Origin of the sequence: Chloroflexus sp. MS-G, from assembly GCF_000735195.1 — a bacterium.
In the GTDB taxonomy this organism is placed as follows: domain Bacteria; phylum Chloroflexota; class Chloroflexia; order Chloroflexales; family Chloroflexaceae; genus Chloroflexus.
Genome location: NZ_JPIM01000097.1, coordinates 1 through 16,665 on the forward strand (window position 1 = coordinate 1; position 16,665 = coordinate 16,665).

Here is a 16,665-nt window from a genome sequence, read left to right on the forward strand (position 1 = left end):
CCATCACATCCAAAATATATTCCAGGGTCTCCTTTCGCTCATGCTATTCACGATTACTATCAATTTATTGATCAAAAAATTGGCGAGCTTCTGAATGTTATTGATGATAACACAGCAGTTTTGATCATATCCGATCACGGTGCGAAAGTAATGCAGGGAGGTTTTTGCTTGAACGATTGGTTGATCCGTGAAGGATACCTTGTTTTAGATGAACATCCAGTGCATCCCACACCGCTCGAACGATGTCAAGTCAACTGGCAAGCTACTCGAGCATGGGGGGCGGGTGGGTATTATGGTCGCATTTTTTTGAATGTCACCGGGCGTGAACCACAAGGTATCATTAGTAAGAATGAATATGAGATAATTCGTGACGAGATTGCTGCCAAATTATTAAACCTACGAGATCATCGTGGGCAGATAATGAATAATCGTGTCTTCAAACCAGAAGCTATTTATCGCCAGATACGTGGTATTGCTCCTGACCTGATAGTCTACTTTGGTGATCTTGACTGGCGATCAATTGGTAGTGTCGGTCACCAAGATATTTATACGTTTGAAAATGATACCGGACCCGATGATGCCAATCATGCTCAGTTTGGGATGTACGTATTCTATGATCCACGCCGAATTCGTAAAACAGCGTGCATAGAAGATATTACGATTTATGATGTTGCGCCAACCATCTTGCAATATCTTGGTCAACCAATACCAGATACAATGATCGGTCAATGCCGGGAATGGTGAGTCAGTAAAGATGAAAGTGTCAGTCGTTATTCCTAATTTAAATTCGCCACTTATTGATGTAGTCCTACAATCATTGCATCAGCAACAAACACCTCCTTGCGAAATCATTGTAGTGGGACGCGATGATCAACAGCGTATCAGGAACTATCCATTAGTACGTTTTATTGAAACTCCTAAATCGGTAAGTGCAGCAGTTGCGCGAAACTGGGGGGCAAATGCTGCATACGGCGATATTGTCTACTTCATTGATGCTGACTGTCTCGCTTATCCTCAATGTCTGCACCAACATGTGCAGGCTCACCTTCAGGGTGAGGTAGTAGTTGGTGGGGGAGTCGCTATTCATGATCGTCATTACTGGCATCTTTGTGATAATCTGGCTGTCTTCGCTCCATTTTTAACCAGCCAGCCGCGTGGTGAGCGACCATACTTGCCCAGTTTAAACTTAAGTGTCCGTCGTATTCTCTTCCTCGATCTAGGTGGATTTGATGAGCGTTTTTTCGGTGCTTCAGGGGAGGATGCCGATCTTTCATTTCGTCTCAGACAACGCGGTTATCGACTATTCTTCGAGCCAAGTGCGGCGATTGAACATCGCCATCATCGTCTTACCATTGGTGACGTTTGGCGCCATCTGTCTTCGTTCGGAAGGAGTTATGCTAGCATCTATCCAAAATATCCTGAATTAACAGGTCGATATAGACGCACCGATCTGGCTGGTGGTCGGCCAGGTTTTTTACGCACAATTGCTCCACTCTTAGCAGTGATTGATTGTATGGAACGATGGTTCCAATATCCTGAGTTGCGAGCCTGCCCACATATATTGCCCGGCATCCTCTGGAGTCGTCTGGCATGGTATGATGGAATGGCAAATGGGATGCGACCATGACAATGTGGAAGTATTTCCCGATCACTCGGCATATATACGAGTGGTGCTGGGTTAGAAGTCATGTCTATCCATCCGGATATATGCCATGGCGTAATCTCTTCAGCCGCACGATTAGATGGCACTGGCGGCGTTTTACCAAAACACTAGACCAACCAACAATTATTCACCTACCTTATAGGCCAGAGATCGAGATTCTTGTAACGTCGTTGCGTCATGAATATCCGCTTTTCGTGTATCATACACCATTGTATGAAGCTGAATTTTTTCTACTGCCAGCTTTGGTTCAACCTGATATGATCGCATTGAATATTGGTGCACATATTGGAGTGTATACACTAGCGTTGGCGCAGCTTTTGCCGAAAGGACATGTGTATTCTTTTGAGCCAATGCTAGAGACATATCAACACCTACGACTAAATATCGCTTGGAATCAATTACGAGGTCTTATACCAGAAAATGTCACTGCCTATCGTCTAGCTTTCGGTGATATTGATGGGGAGACAAAACTATTTCTGGAATCCTCAACTATGCAGGCGTCACTATTGGCGCAGCAACCCTTACAACCGTATGAGTATGTGCCAGCGGCGCGGCTAGATACGTGGTTGAAGCAGCATTCCATTGATTCGGTTGATCTTATTGTAATCGATGTAGAAGGTGCTGAAGATATTGTGTTACGACATGCAATTACTCTATTTCAACAACCACGCCAACCGTTGATTTTGTGTGAGTTGAATCGTAAATTTGGCCGTCAGGAAGCGATCTGGGAGTTGCTCAGTCAGTTTGGTTATCGATTTTGGCGGTATCACTCATTGCGGAACTGTATCGAACCCGTATCAAATCCGTATGAATCGGCAATTTATATTCATCAAACGCACCTTGCCCATCGTGGATATGGTAATGTGATTGCAGCACCAATAACTTGGACTCCACCTCCGTCACCTGTCATAAGCCTATCAGAAAGTCATTCCAGCATATGAAATACTGGTTATGGCGTGCATTACAGGGCACGGCTCTAGCTGTCATTGCCGAACTGTTGTCCCGGATGTCAAATACTATCTTTTTCATACTACTAACATGGCAGACAACTCCAGTTGAAGCAAGTACGTTCAGTATCAGTTTCGTATATACAGGATTATTAACAGCTTTTTGTTTGGGCGGTCTCGAACAATTACTCAACTGCGAGGCTTCACATGATCTTGCCAGTAGCCGGATAACATTAGGCAATTTTCTGCTAGCTCGTGCTCTCACGGCTATCATTATTTATGGTGGGTTGTTCTTATGGTTGGTTAAGTATAGTGCCTATGATCAATATACCGTGCTGGTCATTGGTTTACTTGGCTCAATTATAATTCCTGAAAGTTTCACCAATCTGTTTCAGTCTTTTTTCATTGCCGCCAATCGCGTTCATTATATTGTTGGGCTCAACGCGTTGACCGGTCTAGCACGGGTTTGCTTGGGAGCAGCACTTATTGTACTCGGCGGCAATAGTGCGACTGTTGCGGTGGTCGTTGTTGTAACGAGTTGGATGGGAATGCTTATTGCATTCTTGCTAGTTGGAAAACATTTTTTTTGGCCATCTATTTCTTTACAAAAACGGTTGTGGAAACACTATGTTCGCGCAGAAACACCGCTCTTTCTAATGGCATTAATGGCTGCGCTAGAGGGTAATTTTGATAGTTTATTGCTTTCTGGAGGTGGTTCAAATGATATTATCTTAGTCGGTTCATATAGTGCTGCGGCTACAATACTTAATGCACTACTGATCATACCTAATACTTTGCGTCAAATTATTTTGTCTATTTTTTCTGCTACATTTTACATGGATCGAGAAAAATCTTTGCGTTTATATATGATTTTTATGCGTATAGCTCTGTATGGGGCATTATTTTGTTGTTTACTTATTACTTTCATCGCGCCAGAAATCGTTTCAATGATGTATCGCCAGTCATTTGTCCTTTCAATACCAATCTTGCAAGTTTTGATTTGGTCGTTTCTTTGGACAATGCTCCTTGTTCCCAACGGACGATTGATGCTCACAGCCGGCATTCAACACCGTGCAGTTCTTCCACAGTTGGCTGGTGTACTACTGAATGTGGGGTTGAATCTTGCCCTCCAACCAACGTTCAGTGTTATAGGTGCTGCTATAGCGAAGGTCTGTTCGGCTGCACTGGTCTTCTGGTGGTGTTTCTGGATTGTGCGTTGGGAGATTTACTCTTTCCCAATCGGGTCAATGGTGTGGCCTGCCGTCGGTACAACTATTATTACGATCATCTTTTTCTTACTTAATGATTGGTTGCATTTCTCATGGGTAATTGAAGTAATTATTGGAACGTTCGTTTATATCTTTTCTTTGTGTCTTTTGGGTGGATTTCAAAAAGAAGAGCTGCAGGCATTCTGGCACTTTCTGCGTATTCGCGACCACCGTGCAATAAGAGGTGAAATATGAGCCGTGTCTTAATTATCGGCCTTGATGCTGCTGATCTCGATCTCATTAAGCCTTGGGTTGATGCAGGATGGCTAAAACATATTGGCAATGTACTGAATCGGGGTAGTTTTGCGCCATTGCGTTCAACAATTCCTGTTATGTCACCACCTGCCTGGACGTCGCTGATCAGTGGTTTGAATCCAGGCAAACATGGTATCTTCGACTTTGTGCGCCTTGCACCAGGTAGTTATCATATTGTCAGTACTCGCCGCGATCAGACCACGTATAAGACCATATTTGATTATGCCAGTGAGTATGGTAAGTTTGTTCTGGCTCTTAACGTGCCCATGACGTATCCACCCATTCCTGTTAATGGAATCATGGTTTCAGGTCTTGGTGCACCAGTGAGTGGTCAGTTTACCCATCCCCGTCATCTACGAGATGAACTGCTGGAATGGGGCTATCAGATCGAGCCAGAAACAGAATTTGCCCCTGGTCGTGAACAACAGTGGTTGATTGAACTTGCCCGTGTGACACGAAGCCAGACTGATGCAATGCTTCGGCTTATGGAACGTACACCTTGGGAATTGGGCATGATCGTATACCGGGCAGTTGACGAGGTAGAGACATTTTTCTGGCATCACATGGATCCGACCCATCCGCTTCATGATCCTGAACAAGCTGCGAGGTTTGGACCTGCTATCTTGAAAGTACATCGCTTGCTCGATGAAGAGATCGGACGGCTTATGCGCATGGCTGGTCCAGAAACGACAATTGTGTTGGTTTCAGATCATGGTGGAGGACCACTTCACCGGGAAGTTTTTTTGAATGTCTGGCTAGAACAACAGGGATGGCTGAAACGTCGTATTCCCCGATCTAGCGAGCATTGGTTACGACAACTGGCTATCACTCTTGGCATTACCCGTGAACGTCTTTCCCCACGCCTGAATAGTGCATTCTGGATATGGCTGCGTCAACGTATACCTATCACCTGGCAGCGTCGTCTGGCCCCTTCTACTATTAATTTGCTGGCCGATTCAGTAGATTGGTCAAAGACAAAAGCATATAGTTTCGGTAATATTGGTCAAATCTATATCAACCTTCGTGGTCGCGAACCGCAGGGAATTGTTGCACCTGGTGTGGAATATGAGTCTCTGCTCGATGAGATCACTACGGCCCTTTTCCAGTTGACTGACAACGGTCAACCGGTGGTTGACGCTGTCTATCGAGGTAAGGATTTATACCATGGCCCGTATGCAGATTATGGGCCAGATCTCAATGTCATTATGCGCGGAATGAGTTATGTTGCTCAATCGTGGCGTGAGATGGCTGGTCAGCAGATCTTTGCTTCACCGGGATCAAACTTTACTGGAATCCATCGTCCACTTGGATTACTAGCAATGTGTGGTCCAACTGTTTCAAATCATGGTAGGCTGCCCGAAGTACGGATCGTCGATGTTGCTCCAACCATTATGTGTCTTCTAGGAATACCAACGTCACCTGAACAGGATGGGCGGATTCTAACCGAGTTTCTATCTAAGACATTTGCTGAGCAGTCTCATCAACAGTCCACTGATGTAAGTACTACAGCTACCGGAGATTTACGCCGACCTCTAAACAATGTTGATTGGGCGAGTGCCGAGGAAGAACAAGAGGTGCTTGATCGACTGCGGAATCTTGGGTACCTTGAATAGGAGTACCAATTTGTGTGAGGCAACTAATACTTTCGAGTTATTGTTGTTGTGCAGGGGTTATCGTATTGTCGTGACATAGGATCGTCATCTGAATTAAGGGAGGTTTCTGTATGCGGCGAAGTTTACTTCTCTGTCTTCTCTCAATGGCTATCGTTCTAAGTGTGTCTTCAGTTGTCCACGCGCAGCCTCTACCAGGAACGGGCTGGTATTCGACAGCCACTATTCAAAATGTCGGTAGTGCAACAGCCAATGTCAATTTGGCAGTCTATCCTCAACAAAGTACCTCTAGTGCTTCCACTGCAAGTTTTACTCTCGATGTCGGTGCATCTAAGGTATTTGTCGCTGGTGGTAATAACGCTTCCGGGACGGTCGATGTATCTCCTCCACTTGCGTCGGGAAGTGGATCAGCGGTTATTTCCTCAGATCAACCTGTAGTTGCCATTGGCTCAATTCAGAATAATCAGCTCAGTGCATTTCCCGGTCTAGGTGTCAGTGGTGGCAATGCAGCAGAGTTTTTCCGTGGTGCTTCACAAGCTGGGACATCATTATTCTATCCTGTGGTCAAGAATAACTTCTTTAACCGCACGACGGTGTTCTCTATTCAAGCTGCCGGTAGCGACGCAAAAATCACTGCAACAATTCGTGCAAACAATGGCAGTATTCATACGAAAACACTAACTATTCAGGCTAACCGTTCAGTGTTCCTGGTTCCAAACGATTTTACACCACCGATGGCTAGTGGAAGCTGTGGTAGCAATGCTAACACTTCACCGTGCTTCGGTTCGTTGTCCATCACCTCTTCGTCCGGCAGCATTGTAGGTGCGTACATTGAGTTTCAGACCGCTCAGCCGCCTGCACAACTAGTATTGGCAGCTTCAATGTTTGCTAATACAGAAGCAGACAATAAGATTTATTGCCCTGTGATTAAAAATGAGTTTGTTGGTCGGACCACTGGGATGACAATTGCAAATACCTCCAACGTAACTGTCACTGTGAATGTGACCTACACGGTATATCAGGTGATGCCGGGGGTGAATGTGAATGTGGGGTCTACTTATACCGAAAGTGGAGTTACTATTCCGGCTAATGGTTCGGTTGTTTTCTCACGCTTTAATTCAAATATAGGTGGCATGCCACCGGGTACTCTGGCGGCTGCTGTTGTGGAAGGTTCAACTAATAGTCTCGTTGGAGTGGTTAACGAGTCAAACTTTAGTGGTACCCCCGTGCGAGCAACGGCCTATACCTGCTTTGGTGAGGACTCAGCTACCAACCGGCTGGCAGCACCATTGTTCAAACGCAATGTAGCGGGTGTCACTTCAGCACTGGTCGTGCAGAATGTCGGGGCGAATAATGTTACGATGACAGCTACTTTCAAGTGTGGTACCAGCTCACCAGTAACTGTTACTACCGGTTCTATTGCACCTGGCTCTAGCTTCAACTTTAGTGGTTTTCGTGGCGCACCGCTTATGGACGATGTTCCTTTCAATCAGAATTGTGCAGTCACTGTTACTGTTCCGTCAGGAGGAAAGATCGTGGGTATTGCCCAGGAAACTGCACAGTTTGGTACCGTACAACCTAATTTGAATACAAAGAATTATGAAGCGTTTAATTTACCGAACACATAGGTAAAAGACAGCTAATCGGTATTATCATCAAGACTAACCAAGCGATGAGATGTTTTCTTATCGCTTGGTTACTATAATTTACGAGAAATTTCTATTGCTTTGTAACCTTATAACCATGGAGGTAGCTTTGAAATCCGTGCGCTATACGTACTTGCTTTGGCGGTCCCTATTGATTATGGTCGTGATGATCTTAACTGCCTGTACATCATCGAATCCCGATGCAGTGAGTACCCCCACTGCTATGTCTATTCCAACAGTGCTGGCCTATCCAGGCGCTTATCCGTTACCACCTCCACCCACTGCTAATTCAAATGATCCATACCCGCTACCATCATACCGCGATCTTCCTGAAGGTCCAAGATTCACTATTGACCAGCCTGTTCGGTTGTCGAGTGGTCGAATTACCGGTAGCGGTCCTGCTGGAGTACCAATCCGGATTGTGAACATTACCCGCGGTGCAATTGACATTGCTACGACGACTATCGGCGCAGACGGAACCTTTAACGCACCGTTGGTTGATACATTTGTCGGTGACAGAGTAGCAATTATGCTTGGTGATTTAACCGGTACTTCGTTTGATCGCAATCAGTTTCTGCGTGGTCCCGGTTATGAAGACTGGCCCCTCATTGGAATTCTGTTTGCCAGTGCCATTGTTGAAGAGTAGTACAGTAGTCAACTTGTTGTTCTTGCATCCAACTGAATTACGCCTCCCTACTCGACCTGCCGCGGTCGATACTGAATTGCCTCAGCAATATGGACTGCGGCAATCTGTTCGACACCGGCTAGATCGGCAATGGTGCGGGCCAGGCGGAGGATGCGATGATAGCTGCGTGCTGAGAGGTTGAGTCGCTGCACTGCCGATTTGAGGAGTGATTGACCGGCACTGTCTAGTGCACAGAATGCCCGAATCTCGACCGGGCCGAGATCGGCGTTGCTTTGACAACGCGGATGACCACGTAGGCGCTCGGTCTGACGGTGGCGGGCAGCGATGACCCGTTCGCGAACGGTCGCTGATGGTTCACCAGTAGCCAGACTGCTGAGTTTGTCGTACTTGACCCGCGGCGCCTCAACATGAATGTCGATCCGATCAAGCAGAGGGCCGCTGACCCGACGCTGGTAACGACTGACCAGTGTCGGTGAACAGGTGCAGGTGCGTTCAGGATCACCGTACCAGCCGCAGGGGCAGGGGTTTTGTGCTGCAACCAGCATAAAGGCCGCCGGATAGGTGATGCTGCCGTGCGCCCGGCTGAGGGTTACAACCCGATCTTCGAGCGGTTGCCGCAAGACTTCGAGCCGATTCCCAAACTCCGGGAGCTCGTCGAGGAACAGGATGCCGCGATGGGCCAGCGAGATCATTCCCGGTCGCACGCGACTGCCACCACCGACGAGTCCAGCCGTCGAGACGGTGTGGTGCGGTGCGCAAAAGGGGCGTTCCCGAATGAGCGGTGTGTCGCGTGGGAGTTGACCGGCAACGCTGTAGATTTTGGTCACTTCCAGCGCTTCAGCGAAACTGAGCGGCGGTAGGATTGAGTGAAGTGCTCTGGCGAGCATGGTTTTGCCAGAACCTGGCGGCCCACTCATCAAGATGTTGTGTCCGCCGGCTGCTGCTATCTCTAACGCACGCTTGACGTGTTCTTGTCCACGAACGTCGGCAAAGTCAACGGTGCCCGTCGGAACTGTTGGCGTGAAGCCGGTTGTACCTCGGTACGGCTGTAGTGGCCGTTCGCCGCTCAGATGGGTGATTAGCTCACGTAACGAGCGTACTGGTATGATGCGCAAGCCTTCTACCAGAGCAGCTTCTGCTGCATCTTCTGCCGGTAGATAGATGGTCGAAATGCCGTTCGCCCGAGCAACCGCCGCCATTGGCAGGATGCCATCCGTATGGCGCAGTGTCCCGTCTAACCCCAATTCACCGATGAAGACGGCATTACTCACATCGGCTGCAAGTTGCTCGGTAGCTAGCAGTAAGCCGAGCGCAATTGGGAGATCGTAGGCAGGGCCGACTTTACGCAGATCGGCTGGCGCCAGATTAGCGGTAATCCGACGCATCGGAAAGGTCATACCACTGTTACGTATAGCCGAACGCACCCGATCACGACTTTCATGAACGGCGGCATCACCCAGACCGACAACACTGAAGGCGGGTAAGCCGCCGGATACGTCAACTTCAACTGCGACCAATACGCCATCAAGACCGATGACAGCACAGCTTAGCACTTTGGCGAGCATAGTTTCTCCAGGTACGCTTCATAGGTGAACGGTGTCGTTCTTGTCTGCATCCCTCACCTGTGGAGTGGGTACGCTGCCCTTTCCCACAAGCAGCGACTCACAGATGTTGTGTCCTATTAAAGATAGCGTTTGAGATCACAAAAAGATACGCATTTTATTGAAAATTGGTGCAATTTCTGCGTGCAGCTCCGCCGGGATGCTGTTTACAAGACTGGTGAAGGTGCGTGTTCTGTTGGCTCAGGGCTTTTCAGCGGTTTTCCCAACCGGTAGAGGTGTGCGAGGAGAGGGTTCAACCTCCGATGACAGGGATGGGGCCGTAAGTGGGGAAGAGGGGGTAATGGTGTGCTGGTGCGCTAAACAATGGTCTCCGGCTATATATCGTACTATGCGGGCCAGAGGCCCGCGCACCCAGGGACTGCACTCCGACGGTGATTCTGAGTGATCACGCTGGAAAAGATGACGTGATGCGTCTATCGCTCCTCGCTCCCCAGACGGATTCGTGGATCGAGCAGAGCGTACATCAGATCGGCCAGCAGATTGGCAACCGCAAAAATGACGACCGTCACCATTGCTACTGCCTGTAACAAGAGGAGATCACGTCGATCAATGGCAAAGGTTAACAGACGCCCAATTCCCGGATAGTTGTACACGTTTTCAACTACAATCAAGCCACTGATCAGCCAGCCGAGACTGATCGCCACTACGGTGATGGTCGGTAATAGGGCGTTACGCAAGACATGGCGGCGTAGCATAGTCAGCGGAGATAATCCCTTTAACAGTGCCGTGCGCGTGTATTCTTGCTCTAGTTCACTGATTACTCCGGCACGGGTCAGACGGGCGATGTACGCCAGTAAGACGAGGGTTGCCGTGATTGCCGGTAGCAGTAATTGGGGAAGAATCTCGAAAAATGGTGTGTCTGGGCGGATGGAGGAATTGGCCGGCAGCCAGCGCAGGCGGAAGGCGAAAAGATCGATCAGCAATAAGCCGGTCACAAATTCCGGCAACCCGGTCACGGCCAGGGTTGAGACACTGATCAGGGTGTCGTCGAGTTTACCCGCTCGCCAACCTGCCCATACGCCTAAAGCAATTCCCAATGGTAGTGATAGTGTTAACGTTGCCCCAGCTAAAAGCAGTGAATTGGCCAGGCGCTCTAGCACCATGGGCCGGATCGGTTGGCGGGTACTGTAGGCCATTCCCCAATCGCCACTGACAAATCCAATCAGCCAGTCGAGGTATTGTATCGGTAAGGGCCGATCAAGACCCAGTTCGGCACGCAAGGCAGCCAGCGCTGCTTCACCTGCTTCGCGGCCAAGCAGAACACGGGCGACATCGCCGGGTAACAGACGGCAAATCAGAAAGATGATTAGCGAGCTGATCAGAATGGTACCACCGAGTAAGATCAGGCGACGTAATAAATATTGGATCATAATTCAATCAGCACTGAACGCTGGATTATTTGCAGTTCTTCCAGTGGAATATAACAGCGAATCCGATGACCATTTCCCGCATCACGCCAGGGTGGTGGTGTGGTGGCGCAGATGTCACCGGGTGTCCGTGGGCAACGTCTGTAAAATGGACAACCGCTTTCGGATAGTGAGTCTGGTTCTTCTACTTCACGTAGGCGTACACCCCGACTGCTGGTAGCCGTCAACAATGCCTCTGTGTAAGGGTGCAGTGGTGGAGCCAGTACAGCCTGCACTGGCCCTGATTCGACGATTTGGCCGCGGTACATTACCACAACCTCATCGGCCAGATAGCTCACTACCGCCAGATCATGGGTAATAAAGAGATAGGAAACCCCAGTTCGTTCCTTCACTTCTGCCAGTAGATTAAGCACGGCAGCCTGCACCGAGACGTCAAGCGCCGAGACAGCCTCGTCGAGGAGAAGCAGATCGGGCATGGTGGCCAGCGCTCGCGCAATCGCAACCCGTTGCTTCTCACCGCCGCTCAGTTGCGCTGGTCGGCGATCTATGTAGTCTGGTGGAAGCTTTACCAGTCGTAATAGTTCGGGTATTCGTTGACGAGCTTCGCGGCGATTCATTCTGCCCAATCGAATCAGAGGGCGCAGCAAGGCTTCACCGACGGTCAGCGCCGGATTTAGCGCTTCTTGTGGATTCTGCAAGACCATCTGTAAACGACGCAGTTCTTCGCGACTGCGCCGTTGAATACTGGGTGCCAGTGGTATGTCGAGCAGCTTGATCGTACCGCTGGAAGGTTCGCTCAGGCCGATTAGACAGCGGGCTAGAGTTGTTTTACCACTACCACTCTCACCGACGACGCCCAAAATGCGGTTGCGGTGCACAGTTAGGTCAACGCCGGCTAGTGCCTTCACTACCGGAGCTGGTTGACCACGGAGTTTATCGAACAACGATTGCCGCCGGGCGATTGTTTTAGTCAGATGATGAGTTGTAAGCAACACCTGACCGTTGCCGTTTGACGACATCGATGACGCTGCGACTGATGGTAACGGGACACCCTGAGTTACCTGTTGCCAGTAGTGACAGCGGGTAAGGTGATGTTCAGTTATAGCGATCAGCGATGGTCGCTCGCGCCGACAACGCTCATCTGCGAGTGAACAGCGTGGTGCGAAGACACAACCGGCTGGTAAAGCTCCAGGAGCTGGAATGGTACCATTTATCGGATGCAGTGGGTGGTGATCGTAGCGCAAACCTGGTCGTGGCAGGCTCTGCAACAATCCCTGCGTGTATGGATGGCGTGGCCGATCAAACAGCGGTGCGGTTGGCGCAACTTCTACCAGTTCTCCGGCATACATCACCGCAGTACGAGTGGCAAGACGGGCAACCAGGCCGAGATTGTGCGAAATGAAGATCGTGGCTGGCTGCTTCTCGGCGATCAATTCGGCTAACAGATCGATTACTGCTGCCTCTGTCGTCACATCAAGACTGGTTGTTGGCTCGTCGAGTACGAGGAGGCGTGGCGTGCCGTGCAGGGCCATCGCGATCATGACCCGTTGCTGCATACCGCCACTCAACTCGTGCGGATAGCTGCGCATGACACGTGCGGGATCAGGAATATGAACACGCTTCAGTACGTTTATCGCCTGTGCTGTTGCTGTCGTGCGATCACCACCGATAGCTTCAATCAGTTGCTCACCGATTCGCATCGTTGGATTCAGGGCTGCCAGTGGATTTTGGGGTACCAGACGTAATGAATTGGCCCATAGCGCACGTCGTGCGCTTCCTGATAAGCCGGTTAGTTCAACCCCATCGAGGAACACCTGCCCTGCGCAGATCCGTCCTGTAGATGGCAGGGCCTGCAAGATTGCCAGACCCAGCGTGCTCTTCCCGCTGCCACTTTCACCGACGATTCCTAGAATTTCACCTTCATGAACCGCCAGACTCACTTCGCGCACAACCGCCAGTTCCTGCTGCCCAACACGGTAAGCTACGGTTAGATTGTTTACTGTTAATACCGGTATTGTCATTGCTACCTTGTAACATCTTCGCGGATTGCCCGCCGCACACCCTCGGCCATTAAATTGACGCCAATCACTAGCAACGCAATGGCGGCTGCTGGTGCGTAGAGTGACCATGGAGCAAGGGCAAACTCATTGCGCGCTTCAAGCACCATCAACCCCCAATCTGGGCTTGGCGGTTGTACACCAACACCAAGAAAGCCAAGCGAAGCAACCAGGAAGATCGCGTATGAAAAGCGAAGCGCCGCCTCAACTGCCAGTGTTGGCGCTACCAGTGGCAATAGCTCACGCCAGAGGATATACCCAAGGCGCTCACCGCGCATACGGGCGGCTTCGATAAAACCTCGCGGCTTGAGACTCAACACGACACTGCGCACCACGCGGGCAACGATGGGGGTATAAACAACCACAATCACCAAAAGCACCCCGCTACGTGAAGGGCCGACAGTGCCTAGTAGGAGCAAGGCAAGTAACAGTGCCGGAAGAGCGAGCAAGCCATCAAAAATCCGAAACACAAGCTCTTCAAGCCAGCCACCCAGATAGGTCACGCTCACACCAATGAGCGTACCTGACAACACTGCCAGTATTGTCCCACCACCGGCGAGCAACAAAATATCACGAGCACCGTAAATAATCCGACTGAACAAATCGCGACCAAGCCGGTCGGTACCGAGCACATGCGTTGTTGAGGGTGGCAACCGAATGGCATCGGCATTTTGCCTCGTCGGACTGTACGGTGCAATCAATGGCCCAAACAAGGCCAATCCGAGGAACAAGATGACAATAGTCGTACCGGTCGCTGTTGCCAGATCGGCGAAAAAAGCCCGCACAAATCGGCTTAACTTCATGCCAATATCACCGAACTACCCATTTACACAGAGAGTTGTTTCATCTCCGTACCCTCTGTGTTCTCTGTGATGAGTTTATCCGAAACATCACTCACTATACTACTAACCCTACACTGCAATCGTAGCAAGATCGGTACGTCCGGGAAACGCCTTGGCGACATAGCCGCGCAATCCGGCCCGATGAGCACTAAGCTGAGCAAAGAAATAGGGAATAATGATCGGGCCGCGTTCGATCAGAATCCGTTGAATTTCACGGTAGGCACGCACGCGCTCAGCCTCATCGAGAGTGGTTCGAGCCGTTGCAGCCAACGCATCAAACTCTGGATCGCTGAAGCGGCTCTCATTCCATATCGCACCACTCACCAGCATCACATCGAGGTAAAACTGCGGTACCGGTCGTGAACCCCAACCGGTAATCCCCAGATCAACCTCTAACCAGCCGTTATCACCGTAATAGACACTTTCTGGCTCGACAATCACATTGACATTGATCCCGGCTTCAGCCCACTGCTCTTTCAGCACCACAGCCAGATCGGGGCGATCACCCGAATCGGGCACATGCAGATCAAGCTGTAAGCCATTAGCGTAACCGGCACGGGCAAGCAATTCGCGAGCTGCTGCCGGATCGCGTGGGGGAAGAGGGGTTTCTTCCGAATAGTATGCGCTAAACAGCGGCCCAATTGGACTATCACGACCAATCGCGCCTAAACCGGCCTTTACCTGGCGAAAAATTGCTTCGCGGTCGGTTGCCAGTTTCAGCGCCCGAATGACCTCTGGCTTATTACCAGGCTCACGGTCAGCACGCAATCGTACCAGATCGAAGCCGTTGGTTGGCGTTTGCACGGTCACAATACCGCTCTCTTGTTGCAAGGTCTGGAAGAGCGGCGTTGGCATACGTAACACCAGATCGACTTGACCACCGCGCAGCGCATCAACGGCTGCCGCCTGATCGGCGAAGAAAATAATCTCAAGATTGGCAACTGCCGGCTTCCCGGCCTGAAAATAGGTCGTATTAGCTGCAAGTTCAATGCGGTTTTCGGTACGATACTCGACAACGCGGAACGGGCCTGTTCCGTTGAATGCTGTTGCCGGGTTCTCACTCTCGGCGCGCAGTACCAATGCGTGGTTATCAGACAGATCATAGAGGAAAAAGGGGTTTGCTTCGGCAAGAGTAAAAACAACCGCATTATCCCCATCGGCAGCAATATCGGCAATGTTGGCGTAGAGATCGGCAGTTGGTAATTGCAACGCCGGATCTCGCAACCGATTGAACGTCCAGACCACATCAGCCGCGGTCAACGGACTGCCATCGTGAAAGGTCACTCCCGGCGCTAACACCAGCCGATAACGTAAACCATCTTCGCTAATCGTCCATTCACGAGCCAGTCGAGGAACGACGGCATTAGTCGCATCGATATCAACCAGATAATCGTATACGTGGTTAAGAATCAAGATTTCGGCATCGGATGAGGCAAAAGCCGGATCAAGCTGAACAGGAATCTCGCTAGCAACCCGTAGCCGACCGGTTGGTCCACTACCGGCAGCTATTGGTGCAGTGGCCGTCGGCGCTGGTGTTGACGTGCCACCACATGCGACCAGTGCAGTAGCTCCTGCCGACAACCCAAGTGCCAGTCCCAAGCGTAAGAATGCACGGCGGCTCATTCGCCCGGACAGCACCTCTGCGCGGGCTACCTGTAAAACGTGTTGCTGCTCTTCTGATAAACTCATCTACTTTCCTTTCATTACCAATACGGTTGGTTCAACAGCGAACGGCTCGCAACGTTAGTGCCGGTCACATTCCTACCCTGCATCCCAGGGTAACTCCGTCGCATTGTATGCAGGACGGTCAACCCCGAACTACCATCCCCACGTTCCAGGCTCGCCCTTAAACGGACCAACAATATCACTGGTAATCCAACCGCCATAGAAGCCACCTGGTTGAGGCGTCACCAGCTCATCATCGACATAACAGGCATCCATTGGCGCGGCGTAAAAGGCGAGATGTCCCCGAATCGCCTCGAACGTCGGTGTGGGATTAAGGTACGACCACGCGGCTTGCGGCGCAATGCGCTCGCCTACTACAACATCGTAATAAGACGCTATTCCCTTAAACTCACAAAATGAACGCGCCAGATTCGGACGTAAAAACTCCATGCGAATATCATCTGTTGGCACGTAATAGACCGGTGGATGACTAGTTTCCAAAACCCGGATTGCACGCCGACTGTCAACCAGAGTGATACCGGCAAATAGTACCCTGATACGCCGTGATGTCGGCTCTAGTCGCGGTGGGCGCGGATAATCCCAGACCGATTCCTGACCAGGGCCGGGTGGAATTCGTTTAACCATTGATATGCTCCTGACGAATACCTTCGTAAACTACTTGCAATATACCACAACTCAAGTCCTAAATGACCCTTCTGATACTCCTCTGCGCGCAGGGCTTTCCGCCGTTGGCAATAGTGAAGTGAGAACCTGATTAGAAACCCAACTTTCTCAGTGGGCACGTACCGTAACCGTGCAACCATTGCGTGAGGGAGTGCCAACGTGCTTTCGCGCCACCACGCGCCCTCCCCCCTTCCTCTCCCGCAGCGTGGGTAGCCCTCACCCCCGGCCCCTCTCCCGCACTGCGGGAGAGGGGAGGGTCGTGAACGCGGTAGCGTTGCCAGCCGCAGGATCGCCCCTGCTCGGTTCATCTCCCCTTCCTCGTAGCACACCTCCCGCCCTCCCCCCTTTCTCGCCCCTGATGGGATAGGAAGAGGGCAGGGGGGAAGGTGAGGG

The 16,665-nt window shown here is 50.5% G+C and carries 13 protein-coding genes; 7 read left to right on the forward strand and 6 right to left on the reverse strand.

Features of this window, described 5'->3' with window-relative positions; all coding sequences use genetic code 11:
* The 7 genes from JE47_RS0115415 to JE47_RS0115445 form a co-directional block, all read left to right on the forward strand.
* Positions 1-744: alkaline phosphatase family protein (locus JE47_RS0115415; protein ID WP_031460613.1), on the forward strand; the 744-nt coding region annotated here is incomplete at its 5' end.
* A gap of 10 nt (positions 745-754) precedes the next feature.
* Complete coding sequence (locus JE47_RS0115420) at positions 755-1,627, forward strand: glycosyltransferase family 2 protein (protein ID WP_031460614.1); 873 nt, start codon at positions 755-757, stop codon at positions 1,625-1,627.
* Positions 1,628-1,707: 80 nt separating this feature from the next.
* Positions 1,708-2,604, forward strand: a complete 897-nt coding sequence (locus tag JE47_RS0115425) for an FkbM family methyltransferase (protein ID WP_031460615.1) — start codon at positions 1,708-1,710, stop codon at positions 2,602-2,604.
* Positions 2,601-4,073, forward strand: a complete 1,473-nt coding sequence (locus tag JE47_RS0115430; protein WP_031460616.1) for an oligosaccharide flippase family protein — start codon at positions 2,601-2,603, stop codon at positions 4,071-4,073. Before JE47_RS0115425 ends, JE47_RS0115430 begins: the two co-directional genes overlap by 4 nt.
* Positions 4,070-5,746 (forward strand): alkaline phosphatase family protein, encoded by a 1,677-nt coding sequence (locus JE47_RS0115435; RefSeq protein ID WP_031460617.1) that lies wholly within the window; start codon positions 4,070-4,072, stop codon positions 5,744-5,746. Before JE47_RS0115430 ends, JE47_RS0115435 begins: the two co-directional genes overlap by 4 nt.
* Positions 5,747-5,856: 110 nt before the next feature.
* Positions 5,857-7,371, forward strand: a complete 1,515-nt coding sequence (locus JE47_RS0115440; RefSeq protein WP_031460618.1) for a hypothetical protein — start codon at positions 5,857-5,859, stop codon at positions 7,369-7,371.
* Positions 7,372-7,552: 181 nt separating this feature from the next.
* Positions 7,553-8,035, forward strand: a complete 483-nt coding sequence (locus JE47_RS0115445; RefSeq protein ID WP_152556084.1) for a hypothetical protein — start codon at positions 7,553-7,555, stop codon at positions 8,033-8,035.
* A gap of 47 nt (positions 8,036-8,082) precedes the next feature.
* Here the strand turns inward: JE47_RS0115445 and JE47_RS0115450 are convergent, their stop codons facing one another.
* The 6 genes from JE47_RS0115450 to JE47_RS0115475 all read right to left on the reverse strand — a co-directional run bounded on the left by JE47_RS0115450 (position 8,083) and on the right by JE47_RS0115475 (position 16,233).
* Positions 8,083-9,600: a YifB family Mg chelatase-like AAA ATPase gene (locus JE47_RS0115450; protein WP_031460620.1), complete on the reverse strand. Its 1,518-nt coding sequence runs from the start codon at positions 9,598-9,600 to the stop codon at positions 8,083-8,085.
* Positions 9,601-10,070: 470 nt separating this feature from the next.
* Complete coding sequence (locus JE47_RS0115455; RefSeq protein WP_031460621.1) at positions 10,071-11,027, reverse strand: ABC transporter permease; 957 nt, start codon at positions 11,025-11,027, stop codon at positions 10,071-10,073.
* On the reverse strand, positions 11,024-13,045 hold the full coding sequence (locus JE47_RS0115460) for a dipeptide ABC transporter ATP-binding protein (RefSeq protein ID WP_031460622.1): 2,022 nt from the start codon (positions 13,043-13,045) through the stop codon (positions 11,024-11,026). Before JE47_RS0115460 ends, JE47_RS0115455 begins: the two co-directional genes overlap by 4 nt.
* 2 nt (positions 13,046-13,047) lie before the next feature.
* Entirely contained in the window at positions 13,048-13,884 is an 837-nt protein-coding gene (locus JE47_RS0115465) for an ABC transporter permease (protein ID WP_035419628.1), read from the reverse strand.
* A 108-nt stretch (positions 13,885-13,992) separates the two neighbouring features.
* On the reverse strand, positions 13,993-15,612 hold the full coding sequence (locus JE47_RS0115470) for an ABC transporter substrate-binding protein (protein ID WP_031460624.1): 1,620 nt from the start codon (positions 15,610-15,612) through the stop codon (positions 13,993-13,995).
* Positions 15,613-15,741: 129 nt separating this feature from the next.
* Positions 15,742-16,233, reverse strand: coding sequence for a DUF427 domain-containing protein (locus JE47_RS0115475; RefSeq protein WP_031460625.1), 492 nt, complete (start codon positions 16,231-16,233; stop codon positions 15,742-15,744).
* Positions 16,234-16,665: the final 432 nt, after the last annotated feature.

What these genes read in the sequence shown, in the direction of transcription:
- JE47_RS0115450 (WP_031460620.1), bottom strand. Translation starts at nt 9,600, where the DNA reads ATGCTCGCCAAAGTGCTAAGCTGTGCTGTCATCGGTCTTGATGGCGTA.
- JE47_RS0115425 (WP_031460615.1), top strand. Translation starts at nt 1,708, where the DNA reads ATGCCATGGCGTAATCTCTTCAGCCGCACGATTAGATGGCACTGGCGG.
- JE47_RS0115465 (WP_035419628.1), bottom strand. Translation starts at nt 13,884, where the DNA reads ATGAAGTTAAGCCGATTTGTGCGGGCTTTTTTCGCCGATCTGGCAACA.
- JE47_RS0115440 (WP_031460618.1), top strand. Translation starts at nt 5,857, where the DNA reads ATGCGGCGAAGTTTACTTCTCTGTCTTCTCTCAATGGCTATCGTTCTA.
- JE47_RS0115420 (WP_031460614.1), top strand. Translation starts at nt 755, where the DNA reads ATGAAAGTGTCAGTCGTTATTCCTAATTTAAATTCGCCACTTATTGAT.
- JE47_RS0115475 (WP_031460625.1), bottom strand. Translation starts at nt 16,233, where the DNA reads ATGGTTAAACGAATTCCACCCGGCCCTGGTCAGGAATCGGTCTGGGAT.
- JE47_RS0115455 (WP_031460621.1), bottom strand. Translation starts at nt 11,027, where the DNA reads ATGATCCAATATTTATTACGTCGCCTGATCTTACTCGGTGGTACCATT.
- JE47_RS0115460 (WP_031460622.1), bottom strand. Translation starts at nt 13,045, where the DNA reads ATGACAATACCGGTATTAACAGTAAACAATCTAACCGTAGCTTACCGT.
- JE47_RS0115435 (WP_031460617.1), top strand. Translation starts at nt 4,070, where the DNA reads ATGAGCCGTGTCTTAATTATCGGCCTTGATGCTGCTGATCTCGATCTC.
- JE47_RS0115470 (WP_031460624.1), bottom strand. Translation starts at nt 15,612, where the DNA reads ATGAGTTTATCAGAAGAGCAGCAACACGTTTTACAGGTAGCCCGCGCA.
- JE47_RS0115430 (WP_031460616.1), top strand. Translation starts at nt 2,601, where the DNA reads ATGAAATACTGGTTATGGCGTGCATTACAGGGCACGGCTCTAGCTGTC.